A 20,081-nucleotide genomic window follows, 5' to 3' on the forward strand; every position below is an offset into this window, starting at 1 on the left:
CCTCAGTCGCCCAGCGCCTTGACGAGCGCGATCGCGCGCGAGACCCGCTCGCCGTCACCGTCCTCGCTGGCCCAGACCGCATTGACCACCTCGCGCAGCGCGCTCACGGCCCGCACGAGGTCCTCGTCGAGCGCCGCCACGTCGCACACGACCTCGACGCGCCGCCGCACCGACCAGCGCAGCGAGGGGCCGGTGCCCATCTCCGCCCACCGGTTGGTGAGCAGCGGCGCGACCTCCCACGCGGGGTGGCCGACGAGCGGCTTGGGGTCGATCGCGACCCAGTCGGTGCCGTCGGACAGGACGTTGCCGTAGTGGAGGTCGCCATGGAGCAGCCGCTCACCACCGAGCGTCCCCAGCGAGCGAAGGGTGGACCTCGCCTGCTCGACGAAGCGCCGCGGGAGGGCCGCGGCGCCCCGGCGGTCGAGGTGCGCCCCCGCCCAGGGCACGAGCCTCGGCACCTGCGGCAGGGGAGTGACGTGCAGGTCGGCGTAGAGCCCGGCGACGACGCCGACGGCCTCCTCGTCCCACAGGTCGGTGAGGTCCTCGGTCGTCAGCCGCTCGAGCAGCAGCACCGAGCGGCGCGGGTCGGCCCGCAGCAGGCGCGCGGCGCCGCGCCCGCCCCACGCCCGCAACGCGAGGTGCTCGCCGTCGGCGTCCTCGTGCGGCCAGCCGAGCTTGAGCGCAGCCGGCCCGTCGGGGCCACGCACGGGCAGCACGAGCGCGCAGTGACCCGTCATCGGTGGGCCGTCGACGGTCAGCTCCCACTCGGGCAGGACCTCGGCGAGCAGGTGGGGGAGTGCGGCCACCCACGCGATGCCCGCGGGGCCCCCTACGGCCTCGAGCGTCGCGATGTGCTCGGCGAAGGGCGCCGGCACGAGGGCCGCGGCGTCCTCGACCCTCACGACGGCTGCGCGCCGTCCCCGTAGAGCTCGGGGGGCGGCTGGGGGAACTGGGTGCGGGAGACGCGCTCGGCAGCGACCATCCACTGCGTCGTCTCGAGAGCCGCGTCGCGGTCGTCGCCGAGGCGGGTCAGTCCGGCGACGTAGGCGGCCTGCAGCCGGACGAAGCTCTCGGTCACCCAGTCGGTGCCCGCGCTGCCGGACAGGTCGTCGGGGCGCTCGTATCCGAGGGTCACGGACCCGACGTCGTCGCCGGCGGCGGTCGTCTGGCGCACCTCGAGCTGGCGCAGCTCGCGCAGCGCCGTGAGCGTCCGCGTGCGGGACGTGCCGTCGGCGAGACGGCCGGCGACGACCGCCAGGGCGTAGCTCGTGGCGCGCGTCGCCTCGAGCGCGTCGGCGGCGACGTCGCCGGCCTGCCAGGCGGAGTCGCCGGAGGGCGTCCACAGGCGCGCCCTGGCCCCGATGGGGTCGGTGATGCGCAGGGTCGCGGTCAGCTGGCCGACGAGCCGGAGCAGCCCGGGCCCGCACTCGCGGACCGCGGCCTCGCAGGCGGCGGCCGTCTCGGCGTCGGTGTCCGGTGCCTGCGCCGCGTCGAGGACCCGCTCGGGCACGCCGGACTCGGCGAGGGCTGCACGCAGGCGGTCCGCACGGGCGGTGGCGTGCTCGCCGTCGGCGCTCTCGAGAGTGCCGAGCATCGCGAGCAGGGCGGTCTCGCCGGGGATCGGCTCCCGCGTCGGGACGAAGGGGATGTCCGGCGCGTCGTCCTCGAGGCGCACCCCGCACCCCGTGAGTGCGCCGGTCGTCAGCGCGAGGGCACCGGTGAGCAGGAGGCGGCGGCTGGGTCGGGCGGGCACGGTGTCGATCCTCGCATGCCACGACCGGCGCAGATCATCGCTAGAGTGGCGGGCCAGCACGGCAACTCCACACGGAAGGCTTCCCATGGTTCAGGAGCAGGACGTCCTCGCGCAGGTCTCCAGCGCATTGGGCGACGACTTCACCGTGGCGGGCGTGAGCGTGACGCCGGCCGGCAAGCGCCGGGTCGCGCGCATCACCGTCGAGCGACCGGTCGCCGAGGCCGTCGGCGACACGCCGATCGAGCCCCTGACCCTCGACGAGATCGCCGACGCGACGCGTCTGGTGAGCGACGCGCTCGACGACAGCGACGTCATGGGCAGCCAGCCGTACACCCTGGAGGTCAGCACCCCCGGCACCGACCGGGTGCTCACCGAGCCGATGCACTTCCGCCGCACCGTGGGCCGCCTCGTCGAGATGACGAAGGGCGACGGCACCCAGGTCACCGGTCGGGTTCTCGCGACGACCGCCGACGGCGTCGACCTGCACCTGGCGGGCACCAAGAAGCAGGCCCCCCGGACCGAGCACTTCCCCTTCGCCGACATCACCAAGGGCGTCGCCCAGGTGGAGTTCAACCGACCGAGCACGCCCGACGGCGACGACGACAAGGACTGACATGGACATCGACATCCACGCCCTCAAGGCCCTCGAGCGCGAGCGCGAGATCCCCTTCGACATCCTCGTCGACGCCATCGAGGCGGCGCTCCTCGGCGCCTACCACCGCACCGAGGGCGCGTACAAGAACGCGCGCGCCGAGCTCGGCCGCAAGGACGGGCACGTCGTCGTGTGGGCCCGCGAGGAGCACCTCGTCGAGGAGGAGGTCCCCGTCGAGGCCGCCGAGGGCGAGCCGACCCCGGTCGACGACGAGGGCAACCCGCTCATGCGCACCCGCACCCGTCGTGAGCTCGGCCCGGAGTTCGACGACACCCCGGACAACTTCGGTCGCGTCGCCGCGGCCACGGCCCGTCAGGTCATCACCCAGCGGATGCGTGACCTCGAGGACGAGGCGGTCCTCGGCGACTTCCGCGGTCGCGAGGGCGACATCGTCGCCGGTGTCATCCAGCAGAGCTCCAACCCGCGCAACGTCCTCGTGGACTTCGGCACGGTCGAAGGGGTCCTCCCTTCGGCCGAGCAGGTGCCCGGTGAGGTCTACAACCACGGCGACCGCATCCGCGTCTACGTCGTGTCGGTCAAGCGCGGCATGCGCGGGCCGGAGATCGGGCTCTCCCGCACCCACCCCAACCTCGTGCGCAAGCTCTTTGCCATGGAGGTCCCCGAGATCGCCGACGGCTCCGTCGAGATCGCGGCGCTGGCCCGCGAGGCCGGCCACCGCACCAAGATCGCCGTCCACTCCAAGATCCCGGGGCTCAACGCGAAGGGGGCCTGCATCGGTGCGATGGGTGCCCGCGTGCGCGCGGTGATGAGCCACCTGCAGGGGGAGAAGATCGACATCGTCGACTTCTCCGACGACCCGGAGAAGTTCATCGCCGCAGCCCTGTCGCCCTCCAAGGTCGAGTCGGTCACGGTCGTCGACCCCAAGCTGCGCTCGGCCCGCGTCGTCGTCCCCGACTACCAGCTCTCCCTCGCCATCGGCAAGGAGGGGCAGAACGCCCGTCTGGCGGCCAAGCTCACCGGCTGGCGCATCGACATCCGTCCGGACACCGCCCCCGGCACGAGCGAGGGCGTCGCCGTCCCCGGTCAGCCGGGCGCGTGATCGTCCCGACCGGACAGGCGCTAGACTGATGGAGTTCGACCGGACTGGACTCCAGTCCGACGACGTCGCCGCAGGACCGATCCGGACCTGCATCGGGTGTCGTGGACGGGATAGCCGGTCGACTCTGCTGCGCATCGTCGCGGTGACGGATGACCGAGGGGAGACCTCGGCCCAGCCCGATCCGCGCCGGCGCTTGCCGGGGCGTGGAGCATGGCTCCATCCCGACGTCGCCTGCTTGGACCTCGCCGTCCGGCGGCGGGCCCTCTCCCGTGCCTTGCGGTGCCGGGTCGAGGTGACCGACGCCCTTCGTGCCTGGATCGAGGAGATGGCGCAGTCGACTGCATCCGTACGTACAGCAACCGAGAGCGGGTTTGACGCTGATGAGCACCCGATGAGTACTCAGCAATGAGCATTCACCTCAACTGACGACGGTCCGCGCCTTCTCTCAGGTACGGACCAGAGAAGGAGAAACGTGGCCAAGGTCCGTGTCCACGAGCTCGCCAAGGAGCTCGGGGTTTCCAGCAAGGCCCTCCTCGCCCACCTGGGCGACATGGGGGAGTTCGTGAAGTCGGCAAGCTCGACGATCGAGGCGCCGGTCGTGCGTCGGGTGAAGGACAACCCGCCCGCCGCCGACCCCAAGGCGAAGAAGGCTGCCGCCAAGCCGGCCGCCACGCCCACCCCCGCCAAGCCCGGTCCCAAGGCTCCGGCGAAGCCTGCCGAGCCGGAGGCCCCGTCCCCCGCTCCCGCGGCGAAGCCGACGCCCGGCCCGGCGGCCCCTGCGGCCCCGTCCGCGCCGGCCACCCCGCAGGCCCCGGCTGCTCCTGCCGCCGAGACCCCCGCAGCGCCCGCCGCCCCGGCCGAGCCGCAGCAGCCCGCTGCGTCGGCGACCCCGGGTCCCAAGGCGCCCACCCCCGGCCCGCGCCCCGCTCCGGCCAAGCCGGCCGAGCGCCCCGGCCCGCGCCCGGGCAACAACCCCTTCGCCTCGAGCCAGGGCATGGGTACCCGCCGCGAAGGGGGCGGCTCCGGCAGCCCCCGCCCCGGCAACAACCCCTTCGCCTCGAGCCAGGGCATGCCCCGCCCCGGGCAGCGCCCCGGCGGTCGTGGCGGTCAGGGCCAGGGCGGTCCGCGCCCGCCGGCCCGCGAGGGCGCCGGTGCCGGCGGTCCCCGCCCGGCCGGTCCCCGTCCCGGTGGTGCCCGCCCGTCGCCCGGCATGATGCCGGCGAGCTCGGCGGTCCCGCGCCCCGGTGAGCGTCCCGGCGGCCGTGGTGGCCCCGGTGCCGGTCGCGGTCGTCCCGGTGGCGGCCCCGGTGCACGTCCCGGCGGCGGTCCCGGTGGCGGTGGCTACCGCGGTGGCCCCGGCGGTCGTGGTGGCACCCAGGGTGCCTTCGGTCGCGGTGGCGGCAAGCGCAAGCAGCGCAAGAGCAAGCGGGCCAAGCGCGCCGAGTTCGAGCAGATGTCCGCGCCGTCCATCGGCGGCGTCATCGTCCCCCGGGGCGACGGCAACACCGTGGTGCGCGTGCGCCAGGGTGCGTCGATGAGCGACTTCGCCGACAAGATCAACGCCAACCCGGCGTCGCTCGTCACCGTGCTCTTCAACCTCGGTGAGATGGCGACGGCGACCCAGTCGCTCGACGAGGAGACCTTCCAGCTCCTCGGTGCCGAGCTGGGCTACGACATCCAGATCGTCTCCCCGGAGGAGGAGGAGCGCGAGCTCTTCGACTCCTTCGACATCAACCTCGAGATCGGTGTCGATGCCGAGGACGAGGAGAACCTGGAGGCGCGTCCGCCGGTCGTCACCGTCATGGGTCACGTCGACCACGGCAAGACGCGACTGCTCGACGCGATCCGCAACGCGGACGTCGGCTCCGGCGAGACCGGTGGCATCACCCAGCACATCGGTGCCTACCAGATCCACACCGAGCACGAGGGTGACGAGCGGGCGCTGACCTTCATCGACACCCCGGGTCACGAGGCCTTCACGGCCATGCGTGCCCGTGGTGCCAAGGTCACCGACATCGCGATCCTCGTCGTCGCTGCCGACGACGGCGTCATGCCGCAGACCATCGAGGCGCTCAACCACGCCCAAGCGGCGGACGTCCCGATCGTCGTCGCGGTCAACAAGATCGACGTCGAGGGCGCCGACCCGGCGAAGATCCGCGGTCAGCTCACCGAGTACAACCTCGTGGCCGAGGAGTACGGCGGCGACACGATGTTCGTCGACGTCTCCGCCAAGCAGGGGCAGAACATCGACAGCCTCCTCGAGGCCGTCCTGCTGACGGCCGACGCGGCGCTCGACCTGCGGGCCAACCCCGAGCGCGACGCCCGTGGTGTCGCGATCGAGGCCAACCTCGACAAGGGCCGCGGTGCCACGGCGACCGTCCTCGTCCAGTCCGGCACGCTGCACGTCGGTGACGCGATCGTCACCGGCTCGGCCTTCGGTCGTGTGCGGGCCATGCTCGACGAGCACGGCAACACGGTCGACGAGGCGGGCCCCTCCCGCCCGGTCCAGGTGCTCGGTCTCTCGTCCGTCCCGCGTGCCGGCGACACCTTCGTCGTCGCGCCGGACGACCGGACCGCTCGCCAGATCGCCGAGAAGCGTGAGGCCGCCGACCGTCAGGCCAGCCTGGCCAAGGCGCGCAAGCGGATCAGCCTCGAGGACCTCGACCAGGTCATCGCCGCCGGCAAGATCGATACCCTCAACCTCATCCTCAAGGGTGACGTGTCGGGCTCGGTCGAGGCGCTCGAGGACGCGCTGCTGCAGATCGACGTCGGCGACGACGTGGACCTGCGGATCATCGACCGTGGTGTCGGCGCGATCACGCTCAACAACATCAACCTCGCCATGGCCTCGGACGCGATCATCATCGGCTTCAACGTCCGCGCCGAGGGGCAGAACGCCGAGGTCGCCGAGCGCGAGGGCGTGGAGATCCGCTACTACGGCGTGATCTACCAGGCCATCGAGGAGATCGAGCAGGCGCTCAAGGGCATGCTCAAGCCGGAGTACGAAGAGGTCGAGCTCGGCTCGGCGGAGATCCGTGAGGTCTTCCGCTCGAGCAAGTTCGGCAACATCGCCGGCTCGATCGTCCGCAGCGGCGAGATCAAGCGCGGCTCCAAGGCGCGCATCACCCGCAACGGCGTCGTCATCACCGAGGGCCTCGAGCTCACCGGTCTGCGACGCTTCAAGGACGACGTCACCGAGGTCCGCGAGGGCTTCGAGTGCGGTATCAACCTCGGCAGCTTCAACGACGTGCAGGAGGGCGACCTCATCACGACGTACGAGATGCGCGAGAAGCCGCGCGCCTGACGTCTGGACGCACTGCGCAGGGCGCCGCTCCCAGGACCACCGGGGGCGGCGCCCTTCGTCGTCCTCCCGTCCGCACACCCGGGGCGCACCCACCGGGGAGAACTCCCTACCCTCAATGCGGCGGTAACCGCCGCGCGCCGACTAGGGTGTGTCCGACCGCACCAACGACTTCTAGGGGAAGCGACACATGACGACGCCACCTCCTCCGCCCGGCGGCGGAAGCAACCAGCCCTACGACCCCTCCGGCAGCGGCTCGGCCCCCGCCGGCGGCCCGTCCGGGGCTCCGACCTACGGCTCCGCCCCCGGTGGCGGCATGCCGCCCCAGGCGCCCCCGCCGGCTCCCGGTGGCGCGCCGCAGGGCGGCAGCGACCAGACGAAGATCCTCTCCTTCGTCTCCATGGGCACCGGTATCGTCGGCGTCCTGCTGTGCTGCTGCTGGGGCCTGCCGATCTTTTCGGTCGTCGCCCTCATCACCGGTCTCATCGCCAAGAACCAGACGAAGACCAACCCGCGCCCCGACCTGAAGACCTACATCCTCATCGGCATCATCACCGGTGCGATCGGTCTGGCCATCGCGGTCATCTACTGGATCCTCGTGGCTGCCGGCGTCATCGACATCAACGCCTACAGCGACATGAGCTGACGCTGACCTCGTCAGACGCCCCCGGTGCCTCGGTGCCGGGGGCGTCGCACGTCTCCTCCCGACGACTCACAGGACAACCTCATGACGACACCGCCCCCCGGACCCGGGTACGGCAGCCAGCCCGAGCCCTACGGCCAGCAGCCCCAGGGCCAGCAGCCCTACCCGTCGACGCCGCAGTACGGCCAGCCGCCGTACGGCGGCGCGGCCGCCCCGCCGCCGTACGGCGCACCGGAGGCGAACCCCTATGCCATGCCCCATGCCGCCCCGGACGGGAGCGCCAAGACCCTCGGCATCGTCTCGATCGTCGTCGGCCTGATCGCCATACCCCTCGGCTGCTGCTGCTGGCCGGTGGGCGCCCTGGCGGCACTCGTCGCGGTCATCTGCGGCGGCATGGGCCTGTCCAAGGCGAATGCGCTGCAGGGTGACGGCAACGAGCGCACCCTCGCGATCATCGGCATCGTCCTCGGCGTCGTCGCCTTCGGCGTCACGATCATCGGCCTGCTCGCCGGCATCGCCAACGTCGCCACCAACTCGTACTGACGGTCCGCGGCGCGGCGTCGTCGCACGCGGCGGCGTCGCATACCGTGGACCTCGTCCTCACCCAGCCCCTCACGGAGGTGTGCCATGGCCGACCCGGCCCGCGCCCGCAAGATCGCCGATCGCATCCAGGAGCTCATCGCGGCCAACCTGCAGCAGGTCGTCAAGGACCCGGACCTCGGGTTCGTGACGATCACCGACGTGCGGGTGACCGGTGACCTCCAGCACGCGTCGGTCTTCTACACCGTCTTCGGTGACGACGACCAGAGGGCCCGCAGCGCGGAGGTCCTCGAGGCCAACCGCGGCAAGCTGCGCTCCTTCGTCGGCAAGCAGCTGGGCATCCGGCTGACGCCGACGCTGGAGATCCTCCCCGACGGCGTGCCCGAAAACGCGTCGCACATCGACGACCTGCTCCGCTCCGCGCGCGAGCATGACGAGGACCTCGCACGATCCCGGGCGAGTGCCTCGCCGGCCGGTGACGCCGACCCCTACCGCACCAAGGACGACGAGGGGGAGGGCACCCCTCCGGGGAGCGACGCGTGAGCGAGGGCCTCGTCGTCGTCGACAAGCCCGCCGGCTGGTCGAGCCACGACGTCGTCGCCCGCTGCCGGCGTCTCTACCGGACCAGGAAGGTCGGCCACGCCGGCACCCTCGACCCGATGGCCACGGGCGTCCTCGTCCTCGGCGTCGGTCGGGGCACCAAGCTGCTCACCTTCCTCGTCGGCGCGGACAAGGAGTACACCGCGACGATCCGTCTGGGTCAGGCGACGATCACCGACGACGCCGAAGGGGAGGTCACGGCCGTCGGCGACGTGGCCGGGACGGACCGGCCGGCGCTCGACGCGGCCGTCGCCCGGCTCACGGGCGACATCGAGCAGGTGCCGAGCTCGGTGAGCGCCATCAAGGTCAAGGGGGAGCGCTCGTACGCCCGCGTGCGGGCGGGGGAGCAGGTCGAGCTCGCCGCCCGCCCCGTCAGGGTCTCGCGCTTCGACGTGCTCGACGTGCGGTCGACCGAGGCGGAGGGGCACCCCGAGCTCGACGTCGACGTCGTCGTCGAGGTCTCGTCGGGCACCTACGTGCGCGCCCTGGCGCGCGACCTCGGGGCCGACCTGGGCTGCCACGGTCACCTCACGGCGCTGCGGCGCACCCGCGTGGGTGGGCTGAGCCTCGAGCACGCCCACACCCTCGACGAGCTCTCGGCCCTGCGCGAGAGCGGGGGAGAGGACGCTCTGCTGCCGCTCACCCCGCTCGAGCAGGCCGCTGCCGCAGCGCTCGTCACGCGCGAGCTCACCGAGCCCGAGGCCCGGGCGCTCGGCTACGGACAGCGCATCGACAGCGCCAGCCCCGGCCGCACGGAGCCGGTGGCGGCTCTCGGCCCCGACGGGTCTCTCGTCGCCGTCCTCGACGAGAGCCGCGGCACCGCGCGAGCCCACGTCGTCTTCGCGCCCGCCAGTTCGTAGAGTGTCGTCCCGTGCAGCAATGGTCATCCCCGAGTGCCACCCCGCCGCAGCTGCGGCCGTGCGTGGCGACCTTCGGCAACTTCGACGGTGTCCACCGCGGGCACCGTGCCATCCTCGACGAGCTGGTCCGGCGGGGGCGTGAGCGCAACCTGCCGGCTGTGGCAGTGACCTTCGACCCGCACCCCGTCGAGGTCATGCACCCCGAGCGGGCGCCGGAGATCATCTCGCCGGGGCCGCTGCGCGACGAGCTGCTCGCCGAGGCGGGCGTCGACGGACTGTGCGTGCTGCCCTTCACCATGGACTTCGCGCAGACGAGCGCCGTCGACTACGTCGTCGACACCTTCGTCACCGGCCTGCAGGCGGCGGTCCTCGTCGTCGGGGCCGACACCCGCGGCTTCGGAGCCGGCTACACGGGCGACGTCGACCTGCTCCGGCAGCTGGGAGCCGAGCACGGCTTCGAGGTCGTCGTCATCGAGGACCAGGGCGAGACCGAGCGGTGGTCCTCGTCCGCGGTGCGCGCCCACCTGTCCGCCGGCGAGGTGGCAGCGGCGGCCGCGATCCTCGGGCGCACCCACCGCGTCGTGGGCACGGTCGTCCACGGCTTCCACCGGGGTCGTGAACTCGGGTACCCGACGGCCAACCTCGGCGACGACAGCCTCGGTCTCGTGCCCTCCGACGGGGTGTACGCCGGGTGGCTCACCCGCCTCGACCTGCCGATCGACGCGGCCGACCGCCGTCTCCCGGTGGCGATCTCCGTGGGGACCAACCCCACCTTCGACCAGCAGACCCGCGTCGTCGAGGCCTACGTCCTCGACCGCACCGACCTCGACCTCTACGACGAACGGGTGGCCGTCGACTTCGTCGACCACGTCCGCCCGACCCTGCGCTTCGACTCCATCGACGCGCTGCTCGAGGCGATGGCCGCCGACGTCGAGCAGACCCGCCGCGTCCTCGGGCTCCCGCCGGCCGCGCCCGCCTGAGGTCGTGCGGACCGAAGGGGGCTTCGCCGCCCGCCTGCTGCGCTCCGACCTCGTGCTGCTTGCAGCCGCGCTCATCGCCGCGGGGCTCGGCGCGGTGCTCGTGCACTCCGCGACGCGGCAGGAGGCCGGGTCGGCCTACCTGGTGCGCCATCTCGTCAACCTCGGGATCGGGCTGGTCATCGCCCTGCTCGTCGCCCGGCTGGACCGGGCCGTGCTGCGGGCGCTGGCCCCCTTCGTCTACCTCGTGGGGCTCGTCGGGCTCGCGCTCGTGCTCAGCCCGCTCGGCTCCGAGGTCAACGGCTCCCGGTCGTGGATCCAGCTGCCCGGCGGCTTCTCCCTCCAGCCGAGCGAGCTCGCGAAGGTCGGGCTGTGCGTCGCCTTGCCGATGCTGCTCGCGCCCGCGGCGGAGCGTCGGCAGCGACCCCGACCGCGCGAGATCCTGCTCGCCGGTGCCGCGACCGCCGTGCCGGTGCTGCTCGTCATGGGCCAGCCGGACCTGGGGTCGGCGCTCGTGCTCGTCGCGCTGGCGCTCGGGGTGCTCGTCGTCTCCGGAGCCTCGTGGCCGTGGCTCGCCGGTGTGCTCCTCGCGGGTGTCGCAGCGGTGACGGCGGCCTTCACGACCCCGCTGCTCAGCGGCTACCAGCGCGATCGCCTCACCGCCTTCCTCGACCCCAGCGCGGACCCGATGGGCATCGGCTACCAGACCCAGCAGGTGCGGCGGGCGATCGCCAACGGGGGCTGGGGCGGGCAGGGGCTGCACGCGGGAGAGCTGACGACCTCGGGTGCGATCCCCTTCCAGGAGACCGACTTCGTCTTCTCCGTGGCGGGGGAGGAGCTCGGCTTCGTCGGCGCCGCCTTCGTCGTCGTGCTCCTCGGGCTCGTCGTCGCCCGCATCGCCCTGGCCGGCACCCGCAGCGACGACCCCTTCGTCCGGCTCGTGTGCTGGGCCGTGGCCGCGTGGTTCGCCGTGCAGTCGGTCGAAAACATCGGCATGAACCTCGGTCTGCTGCCCGTCACGGGTCTGCCGCTGCCCTTCCTCTCCTACGGTGGCTCGTCGATGTTTGCCTGCTGGGCAGCGATCGGCGTGGTCGTCGCGGTGGCCCGGGAGGAGAGGTCCGCCACAGGTCGTGGACCCGTGCCCACCCATCGGTGACGATCGCCCCCGTGCAGATCCCCTCCTTCCAGACCCTGTCCAAGGACCTCGGCGCCACCGCGCTGCGCCGTGGGCTCAACCTCTGGCCGCCCTTCCTCGCCGCGAGCGTCCACGTCGACCGGATCTCCGCAGACTTCCGCGAGTTCGACGTCTCGCTGCGGATGCGCCCGTGGAGCCGCAACTACGTCGGGACGCAGTTCGGCGGCTCCCTCTTCGCCATGTGCGACCCGTGGTGGATGCTCGGGGCCCTGCGGTGCCTCGGGGACGAGTACATCGTCTGGGACAAGGCGGGGGAGATCGACTTCGTCAGTCCTGGCCGCACCGACGTGCGCACGAGCATCCGGATCACCGACGAGCTGCTCGACGAGATCCGCGCCGCGACGGCTGACGGCAGCAAGTACCTGGTGTGGTGCGACAACGACGTCGTCGCCGAGGACGGGACCCTCGTCGCCCGCTACCGCAAGCAGCTGTACGTGCGCCGCAAGCCGGCCTGAGGGGCTGGCGGCGGAGCCACCGGCAGCATTTGGTCACCAAATGGTCACGCTGTGGGCGGACCAGTGACACCCGGCCCGACGCTGGGGGAGGATGCGCGCATCACCCGAAGCCCACGAAGGAGTGGACTCCTGTGCCTGACCCCCGCCCCACCCGCGCCGTCGACGAGGCCTACGACGCCAGCATGTTCGAGGACCGTGCGCCCTCCGTCGGTCACCTGCTGCGGCAGCGCATTGCCGACACCCCTGACAACACCGCCTACTCCTACCCCTCCGGCATCGCCTGGGACGAGCTGACCTGGGCCCAGCTCGGTGATCGCGTCTGGCAGCTGGCGGCCGGTCTCGTCGATCTCGGGATCCGTCCCGAGGACCGTGTCTCCCTCGCCTCGAGCACCCGCATCGAGTGGGTCCTCGCCGACTACGCCATCATGGCCGCCGGCGCCGCGACGACGACGATCTACCCGACGTCGATCAGCGACGACGTCGCCTTCATCGTCGACAACTCGGGCTCCCGGGTCGTCATCGCCGAGGACGCGGAGCAGGTCGGCAAGCTGCGCCAGGTCCGCGACGCGATCCCCGAGGTCATGACGGTCGTCGTCGTCGACACCGACGGCGTCGACCTCGACGACTGGGTCATCTCCTTCGAGGACCTCGAGGCACGCGGCGCGGCCCTGCTCGCGGCCGAGCCGGGCGTGGTCGACGCCCGCATCGACGCCACCGGGCCGCAGTCGCTCGCGACGATCATCTACACCTCGGGCACGACCGGCCGCCCCAAGGGCGTGCGGCTGCGTCACGCGACGTGGACCTACCAGGGCGCCGCGATCCGCTCGACCGGGATGCTCACCCCGGACGACGTGCACTACCTGTGGCTGCCGCTGTCGCACGTCTTCGCCAAGGTCCTGCTGCTCATCAGCACCGACGTGGGCATGCAGACGGCCGTCGACGGGCGGATCGACAAGATCGTCGACAACCTCGGTGAGGTCCGCCCGACCTTCATGGCGGCGGCCCCGCGCATCTTCGAGAAGGTCTACGGCAAGCTCTCGCTGGGCATGCAGGAGGAAGGGGGCGCCAAGGCGAAGATCTTCGACTTCGCCTCCGCGACGGCCCGGCAGTACTCCCAGGCCCAGTCCGACGGGCGTCGGCCGGGCCTGCTCCTCGGGCTGAAGCACAAGGTCGCCGACAAGCTCGTCTTCGCCAAGGTGCGCGACCGCTTCGGCGGCCGGGTGCGCTTCTTCATCTCCGGCTCCGCGGCGCTCAACACCGACATCGCCCACTGGTTCAACGGTGCCGGCCTGCCGATCCTCGAGGGCTACGGCCTTACCGAGACCTCCGCGGCGGCCACGGTCAACCGGCCCTACGCCCTGCGCGTCGGCACCGTCGGCTGGCCCAACGTCCAGACCGAGATCAAGGTCGCCGAGGACGGCGAGATCCTCGTCCGCGGCGAGCACGTCATGGAGGGGTACCACAACAACCCCGAGGCGACTGCCGAGGTGCTCACCGAGGACGGGTGGTTCCACACCGGTGACATCGGGGAGGTTGACGCCGACGGCTTCGTCAAGATCACCGACCGCAAGAAGGACCTCTTCAAGACGAGCAACGGCAAGTACGTGGCGCCGTCGCAGATCGAGTCGACCTTCAAGGGGCTGTGCCCCTACGTCGGCCAGCTGCTCGTCCACGGGGAAAACCGGCAGTTCGTCACGGCGCTCGTCACCCTCGACGAGGAGGCCATCCAGCCGTGGGCCGAGGCCAACGGCCTGGCCGATGCCGGGTACACCGAGATCGTCTCGTCGATGCAGGCCCGCGAGATGGTCCAGTCCTACGTCGACGAGCTCAACGCCGGCCTCAACCGGCACGAGCAGATCAAGCGCTTCCACATCCTCGGGCGTGACCTGACGGTCGAGGACGGGGAGCTCACGCCCAGCCTCAAGCTGCGCCGCAAGGTCGTCGCCGACAAGTTCAAGGGCGACATCGAGGAGATGTACCCGAGCTGATCCGCGGAAGGGGTCCGGTGCGCGGTGTTTGGGACTGCCGCGCACCGGACCTACCCTTGGGGTATGTCCGGTGAGTCGATCTTCCCTGCCCTCGAGCCCCTGCTCGAGCGGGTCAGCAAGCCCATCCAGTACGTCGGGGGCGAGCTGAACTCGACGGTCAAGGACTGGCACGTCGGTGGCCACGGTCCCGACGGTGACGAGCTCACGGTCCGCTGGGCCCTCATGTATCCCGACGCCTACGAGGTCGGCGTGCCCAACCAAGGCGTCATGATCCTCTACGAGGTGCTCAACGAGCGGGCCGACGCCCTCGCGGAGCGCAGCTACGCGGTGTGGCCCGACATGGAGGCCCTGCTGCGCAAGCACGGCCTGCCGCAGTTCACCGTCGACGGGCACCGCCCCGTCGGCGACTTCGACGTCTTCGGCCTGAGCTTCTCGACCGAGCTCGGCTACACCAACATGCTCACGGCCCTCGACCTCGCCGGCATCCCGCTGCACGCGGCCGACCGGGGCGACGAGCACCCGCTCGTCGTCATGGGCGGGCACGCCTCCTTCAACCCGGAGCCGGTCGCCGACTTCATCGACGCGGCGATCGTCGGTGACGGCGAGGAGGCCGTGCTCGCGGCCACCGACATCATCGCCGGGTGGAAGGCCGAGGGCCGACCCGGCGGCCGTGTCGAGGTGCTGCGACGCCTCGCGGCGACCGGTGGCGTCTACGTCCCGGCCTTCTACGAGGTCGACTACCTGCCCGACGGGCGCATCCAGCGCGTCGCCCCGGTGGAGACCGGCGTGCCGTGGCGCGTCGACAAGCACACGGTCATGGACCTCGACGCGTGGCCCTACCCCAAGAAGCCGCTCGTCCCCCTCGCGGAGTCGGTCCACGAGCGGATGAGCGTCGAGATCTTCCGCGGCTGCACCCGCGGCTGCCGCTTCTGCCAGGCCGGCATGATCACCCGACCGGTCCGGGAGCGCTCCATCACCGGCATCGGCGAGATGGTCGAGGCCGGCCTGGCCGCCACCGGCTTCGAGGAGGTCGGGCTGCTCTCCCTCTCCAGCGCCGACCACACCGAGATCGGCGACATCGCCAAGGGGCTCGCGGACCGCTACGAGGGGACCAACACGGGCCTGTCCCTGCCGAGCACCCGCGTCGACGCCTTCAACATCGACCTGGCCAACGAGCTGACCCGCAACGGGCGCCGATCCGGCCTGACCTTCGCCCCCGAGGGCGGGTCGGAGCGGATCCGCAAGGTCATCAACAAGATGGTGACCGAGGAGGACCTCATCCGGACGGTGTCGGCGGCCTACGGCGCCGGCTGGCGTCAGGTCAAGCTGTACTTCATGTGCGGTCTGCCCACCGAGACCGACGAGGACGTGCTGCAAATCGCCGAGGTCGCCAAGCGGGTCATCGAGACCGGCCGCGAGGTCGCCGGGCACAACGACATCCGGTGCACCGTCTCCATCGGCGGCTTCGTGCCGAAGCCGCACACCCCCTTCCAGTGGGCCGCCCAGCTCGGCGCCGAGGAGACCGACGAGCGGCTGCACAAGCTGCGCGACGCGATCCGTGCCGACAAGCGCTACGGCCGGTCCATCGGCTTCCGCTACCACGACGGCAAGCCGGGCATCGTCGAGGGCCTGCTCTCGCGCGGTGACCGCCGCGTCGGGCGGGTCATCGAGCAGGTCTGGCGCGACGGTGGCCGCTTCGACGGCTGGAGCGAGCACTTCTCCTACGACCGATGGATGTCCGCGGCCGAGACCGCCCTCGAGGGCACCGGCGTCGACGTCGCCTGGTACACCACCCGAGAGCGGGAGGAGTCGGAGGTCCTGCCCTGGGACCACATCGACTCCGGTCTCGACAAGGAGTGGCTGTGGCAGGACTGGCTCGACGCGCTCGACGAGACCGAGGTCGACGACTGCCGGTGGACCCCGTGCTTCGACTGCGGCGTCTGCCCGCAGATGGGGACCGACATCGAGATCGGTCCGACGGGCAAGAACCTGCTCCCGCTCACCGTCCTCGGGGCCGGCAAGCAGGACATGGTCGCCCCGTCCGGGCAGACGGGCTGACCCGGGGCCGGCGGGAGACTCCCTTCGTCCCGTCGTCGTGGCAGGCTGGACCGGACACCGTCGAGCAGGGGGAGCAGACATGTCCGTCACGACCGGGATCGTGATCGTCGCCGTCATGGCGATCGCCTACGGCATGGGCTTCGCCGTGCTGCCGATGCAGGACTGGCCGCGGCAGCGACGCTCGAGCTACACCCAAGGCGGTGCCGGCCTGATCGCCCTGCTGGCGATCGTCCTCGTGCTCGTCCCGTGGTTCATCCCCGGCGACTGACCCGGCCTGCGAGACCGGTCCGCGCCGCCTCGGGCCGAAGGGGGACAATGCCCGGCATGACGACGCCGACCCTGCTGACCGAGGCCCTGCGTCGTGAGGGCGTGGCCGACGCACGGACCGATGCCCTGACGATCGGCATGTACGCCACGGACGCCGGCATCTACCGCGTGCCGCCGCGGGCGGTCGTCTTCCCGCGGCACACCGACGAGATCGAGGGCACCCTCGCCGTGGCCCGAGAGCTCGGCATCCCCGTCACCGCCCGTGGTGCCGGCACCTCGTGCGCCGGCAACGCGGTCGGCCCCGGGATCGTCATCGACACCGCCCGTCACCTCGGCCGGGTCCTGGAGGTCGACGGCGACAGCGCGACCGCCCTCGTCGAGGCCGGTACCGTGCACGCCACCCTCCAGGCCGAGGCCCGCCGGGTCGGGCTGCGTTTCGGCCCCGACCCGAGCAGCCACAGCCGCTGCACCGTCGGCGGCATGATCGGCAACAACGCCTGCGGCAACCGCGCGCTCGGCTACGGGCGGACGAGCGACAACGTCGTCGGCCTGGAGATGCTCACCGCGGCCGGCACCCGGCTCTCGGCGACGACGGGAGCGGCGGGGGGACCCCCTTCGCTCACTGGTGACGACGCCCTCGTGGCCCGGCTGACGCAGCTCGCCGACGACCACCTCGGCACGATCCGCACGCAGTTCGGGCGCTTCGGCCGGCAGGTCTCCGGCTACGCGCTGGAGCACCTCGCCCCCGAGCGCGGCCGCGACATCGGCCGCATGCTCGTCGGCTCCGAGGGGACGCTCGCCCTCGTCACGCAGGCCCGGGTGCGTCTCGTCACCGACCCGCCGGCCACGTGCCTGACGGTCCTCGGCTTCGAGGACATCTACGCCGCCGGCGACGTCGCCCACCTGCTCAAGGGGCTGGGCGCCGTTGCGGCAGAGGGCATCGACTCGCGCATCGTCGACATCGTCCGGCGCCGTCGCGGCCCGCACGCCGTGCCCGACCTGCCGCGCGGTGCCGCGTGGCTGCTCGTCGAGGTCCCGGGGGAGACCCCGGCCGCCGCGCGCGCCGGTGCCGAGCAGGTCTGCCGCGAGATCGCGCACGTCGACGCCCTCGTCGTCGACGACCCGGGCCAGGCCCGCGCGCTGTGGAAGATCCGTGAGGACGGCGCCGGCCTCTCCTCGCGATCGCCGCGCGATCGGCCCGCCCACGCCGGGTGGGAGGACGCCGCCGTGCCGCCAGAGCACCTCGGCGGCTACCTGCGGGCCTTCGACGTGCTGCTCGAGGAGCACGACGTGCAGGGCCTGCCCTACGGGCACTTCGGCGACGGCTGCCTGCACATCCGTCTCGACGTCAACCTCGACGCCCCCGACGGCCGCGATCGCTACCGGCGACTCGTCGAGGACGCGGCCGACCTCGTCGCCGCCCACGGAGGCTCGCTCTCCGGGGAGCACGGTGACGGCCGGGCCCGCTCGGCCCTGCTGCCGCGCATGTACGACGCCGAGACGATGGCCCTCTTCGGTGCCGTCAAGCACGCCTTCGACCCGAGCAACCTGCTCAACCCGGGTGTCCTCGTCGACGCTGCGCCCGTCGACGCCGACATCCGCATCCCCGCAGCCCGCAAGGTGAGCCTGCCGCTTGCCTTCGCCTACCCCGAGGACGACGGCGACTTCAGCCAGGCCGTCCACCGCTGCACCGGCGTCGGCAAGTGCCGGGCCGCTGGCACGTCGAGCACCGTCATGTGCCCGAGCTATCTCGCGACGGGGGAGGAAAAGGACTCCACCCGAGGCCGCGCCCGCGCGCTGCAGGAGATGCTCAACGGGTCGACGATCACCGATGGCTGGCGCTCGCCCGAGGTGCACGACGCCCTCGACCTGTGCCTGTCGTGCAAGGGCTGCGCCAGCGACTGCCCCACGGGCATCGACATGGCGACGTACAAGTCGGAGACCCTCCACCAGACGTACAAGGGCCGGGTGCGACCGCGCAGCCACTACTCGCTCGGCCGGCTGCCGCAGCTCGCCCGGGTCGCCGCCAGGCTGCCGCGGGTGACCAATGCGATGACCTCCCTGCCCGGCATCAAGCGGCTCACCCTGCCCGCGGCGGGCGTCGACCCGCGCCGGAGCATCCCGACCTTCGCCCGGCAGACCTTCCGCACCTGGGCGCAGGGCGAGGGGCTCGTCGCCTCCGCGGCCCAGGCCGCCGGCACCGCCCACCCAGTCGCGATCTTCGTCGACTCCTTCACCGACCACTTCTCGCCCCAGGTCGGCCGGTCGACCGTGGCGCTGCTGCAGCAGGCGGGGTTCACCCCCTTCGTCCCGGCGGAGGCGCTGTGCTGCGGGCTGACCTTCATCTCCACCGGTCAGCTCGACGCTGCGAAGAAGACCCTGACCGATGCCGCGCGCGTCCTCGCGCCGGTCGTCGCGGCGGGCATCCCCGTCGTCGGCATGGAGCCGAGCTGCACCGCCGCGCTGCGCCACGACCTGCCGCGGCTCGTCGACTCGCCGGCCGCCCGTGAGGTCGCCGGGGGAGTGCGCACGGTCGCCGAGGTGCTCACCACCGCCATCGACGCAGGGCGCTGGGCCGCCCCCGACCTCTCCGGCACCGAGATCGTGGCCCAGCCGCACTGCCACCACCACGCGGTGATGAGCTGGGCGGCCGACGAGGCGCTGCTCGCCCGCACGGGCGCGACGGTGACGCGGCTGGGCGGCTGCTGCGGGCTGGCGGGCAACTTCGGCGTCGAGCTCGGCCACTACGAGGTGTCGGTCAAGGTCGCCGAGCAGCAGCTGCTGCCGGCGATCGAGGGGGCCGGCCGCGACACGGTCGTCCTCGCCGACGGCTTCAGCTGCCAGACCCAGATCGCCGACCTCACCGAGCGGACCGGCGTGCACCTGGTCGAGCTGCTCGCGCGCGGCGCCTAGGCTTGACCCCCATGTCCTCGCAACGCACCCCCGACGGCCCGCCCCCACCCCCGGCGGTCCAGAAGTTGCGCATCCAGTACGCCCGCCGCGGGCGGCTGCGCTACTCCTCGACCCGTGACTTCGGCCGTGCGCTCGAGCGCGCGCTGCGACGCTCGGGGGTGCCGATGGCCTACTCGGCCGGCTTCCACCCGCACCCGAAGATCTCCTACGCCAACGGCGCTGCGACTGGGGCGGCGAGCGAAGCGGAGTACTTCGAGATCTCGGTGACCGAGCGGGTCGACCCCGATGCGCTGGCCACGGCCCTCGACGCGGCCCTGCCGGACGGGCTCGACATCGTCTCGGTCGTCGAGGCCCAGCCGGGTGCGCTGGCCGACCGCCTGCAGGCGAGCCGGTGGTTGCTGGAGTTCCCCGGTGTCGAGCTGGCCGACCTCGAGCAGGCCGTCGCCGGCTTCCTCGCGCAGGAGCGGGTGGAGGTCAGCAGGATGTTCAAGAAGGGCGTGAAGTCCTACGACGCGCGCGAGCCCGTCATCCGGGCGGAGACCGGTCTGTCGGACGAGGGCTGTGCGATACTGACGATGGTCGTGCGGCACACCACACCTGCCGTTCGCCCCGACGACGTCCTCAGCGCGATCACCGCTGCCACCTCGTTCGCGCCGCCGCGCTCGCCCAAGGCGACCCGACTGGCGCAGGGGATCTGGAGCAGCGAGACCGATAGCGTGGCCGATCCACTGGCCGCCGACTGAGACGCCGCCGGCCCCGACGGGGTGCCGCGCTGAGCGCGAGCCCGGCCGAGGCAACACGGACTCTTTCGCGGGCCAG

General features: G+C 72.2%; 18 protein-coding genes. 16 read left to right on the plus strand and 2 right to left on the minus strand.

Translation table 11 applies throughout. The features are described from left to right. Positions 1-2: 2 nt before the first annotated feature. Together AB4Y78_RS00985 and AB4Y78_RS00990 are read right to left on the minus strand one after the other, a co-directional pair. Positions 3-902 (minus strand): aminoglycoside phosphotransferase family protein, encoded by a 900-nt coding sequence (locus tag AB4Y78_RS00985; RefSeq protein WP_441736822.1) that lies wholly within the window; start codon positions 900-902, stop codon positions 3-5. After that, positions 899-1,753: a hypothetical protein gene (locus AB4Y78_RS00990; protein ID WP_441715638.1), complete on the minus strand. Its 855-nt coding sequence runs from the start codon at positions 1,751-1,753 to the stop codon at positions 899-901. Before AB4Y78_RS00990 ends, AB4Y78_RS00985 begins: the two co-directional genes overlap by 4 nt. Positions 1,754-1,838: 85 nt before the next feature. Here AB4Y78_RS00990 and rimP point away from each other — a divergent pair, with 85 nt between their 5' ends. The 16 genes from rimP to AB4Y78_RS01070 all read left to right on the plus strand — a co-directional run bounded on the left by rimP (position 1,839) and on the right by AB4Y78_RS01070 (position 20,005). After that, complete coding sequence (gene rimP, locus AB4Y78_RS00995) at positions 1,839-2,366, plus strand: ribosome maturation factor RimP (protein ID WP_007928606.1); 528 nt, start codon at positions 1,839-1,841, stop codon at positions 2,364-2,366. 1 nt (position 2,367) lies between these two features. After that, positions 2,368-3,465: a transcription termination factor NusA gene (nusA, locus tag AB4Y78_RS01000; protein WP_259909026.1), complete on the plus strand. Its 1,098-nt coding sequence runs from the start codon at positions 2,368-2,370 to the stop codon at positions 3,463-3,465. 28 nt (positions 3,466-3,493) lie between these two features. Continuing rightward, a complete protein-coding gene (locus tag AB4Y78_RS01005; protein WP_441715641.1) occupies positions 3,494-3,874 on the plus strand; it encodes a YlxR family protein in 381 nt (126 codons plus the stop codon). Positions 3,875-3,937: 63 nt separating this feature from the next. Next, positions 3,938-6,769, plus strand: a complete 2,832-nt coding sequence (gene infB / locus AB4Y78_RS01010; protein WP_441736824.1) for a translation initiation factor IF-2 — start codon at positions 3,938-3,940, stop codon at positions 6,767-6,769. 187 nt (positions 6,770-6,956) lie between these two features. Further along, positions 6,957-7,412, plus strand: a complete 456-nt coding sequence (locus AB4Y78_RS01015; RefSeq protein WP_128276829.1) for a DUF4190 domain-containing protein — start codon at positions 6,957-6,959, stop codon at positions 7,410-7,412. Positions 7,413-7,493: 81 nt separating this feature from the next. Beyond that, entirely contained in the window at positions 7,494-7,952 is a 459-nt protein-coding gene (locus AB4Y78_RS01020; protein WP_306514616.1) for a DUF4190 domain-containing protein, read from the plus strand. Positions 7,953-8,036: 84 nt separating this feature from the next. Continuing rightward, a complete protein-coding gene (gene rbfA / locus AB4Y78_RS01025) occupies positions 8,037-8,492 on the plus strand; it encodes a 30S ribosome-binding factor RbfA (protein WP_441713791.1) in 456 nt (151 codons plus the stop codon). Beyond that, positions 8,489-9,409 carry a tRNA pseudouridine(55) synthase TruB gene (gene truB, locus AB4Y78_RS01030; RefSeq protein ID WP_441713790.1) on the plus strand — a complete coding sequence of 307 codons (921 nt, stop codon included), beginning with the start codon at positions 8,489-8,491 and terminating at the stop codon, positions 9,407-9,409. The genes rbfA and truB overlap by 4 nt, the downstream gene beginning before the upstream one ends. Positions 9,410-9,420: 11 nt before the next feature. After that, complete coding sequence (locus AB4Y78_RS01035) at positions 9,421-10,389, plus strand: bifunctional riboflavin kinase/FAD synthetase (protein WP_306514615.1); 969 nt, start codon at positions 9,421-9,423, stop codon at positions 10,387-10,389. A 4-nt stretch (positions 10,390-10,393) separates the two neighbouring features. After that, a complete protein-coding gene (locus AB4Y78_RS01040) occupies positions 10,394-11,542 on the plus strand; it encodes an FtsW/RodA/SpoVE family cell cycle protein (protein ID WP_441713789.1) in 1,149 nt (382 codons plus the stop codon). Then, positions 11,539-12,036 carry a DUF4442 domain-containing protein gene (locus AB4Y78_RS01045; RefSeq protein ID WP_259909020.1) on the plus strand — a complete coding sequence of 166 codons (498 nt, stop codon included), beginning with the start codon at positions 11,539-11,541 and terminating at the stop codon, positions 12,034-12,036. Before AB4Y78_RS01040 ends, AB4Y78_RS01045 begins: the two co-directional genes overlap by 4 nt. Positions 12,037-12,167: 131 nt before the next feature. Further along, positions 12,168-14,024 (plus strand): AMP-dependent synthetase/ligase, encoded by a 1,857-nt coding sequence (locus AB4Y78_RS01050; protein ID WP_259909019.1) that lies wholly within the window; start codon positions 12,168-12,170, stop codon positions 14,022-14,024. Between the two features lie 63 nt (positions 14,025-14,087). Further along, the gene (locus tag AB4Y78_RS01055; RefSeq protein WP_306514441.1) at positions 14,088-16,082 is read left to right on the plus strand and encodes a TIGR03960 family B12-binding radical SAM protein; all 1,995 of its coding nucleotides are present in this window, start codon (positions 14,088-14,090) and stop codon (positions 16,080-16,082) included. A gap of 79 nt (positions 16,083-16,161) precedes the next feature. Continuing rightward, a complete protein-coding gene (locus AB4Y78_RS01060) occupies positions 16,162-16,350 on the plus strand; it encodes a hypothetical protein (RefSeq protein ID WP_265231557.1) in 189 nt (62 codons plus the stop codon). 56 nt (positions 16,351-16,406) lie between these two features. Beyond that, the gene (locus tag AB4Y78_RS01065) at positions 16,407-19,262 is read left to right on the plus strand and encodes an FAD-binding and (Fe-S)-binding domain-containing protein (RefSeq protein WP_306514443.1); all 2,856 of its coding nucleotides are present in this window, start codon (positions 16,407-16,409) and stop codon (positions 19,260-19,262) included. Positions 19,263-19,273: 11 nt separating this feature from the next. Further along, positions 19,274-20,005 (plus strand): TIGR03936 family radical SAM-associated protein, encoded by a 732-nt coding sequence (locus tag AB4Y78_RS01070; RefSeq protein WP_441713788.1) that lies wholly within the window; start codon positions 19,274-19,276, stop codon positions 20,003-20,005. Positions 20,006-20,081: the final 76 nt, after the last annotated feature.

The sequence above is a fragment of the Janibacter sp. RAF52 genome (assembly GCF_052114035.1).
In the GTDB taxonomy this organism is placed as follows: domain Bacteria; phylum Actinomycetota; class Actinomycetes; order Actinomycetales; family Dermatophilaceae; genus Janibacter; species Janibacter hoylei.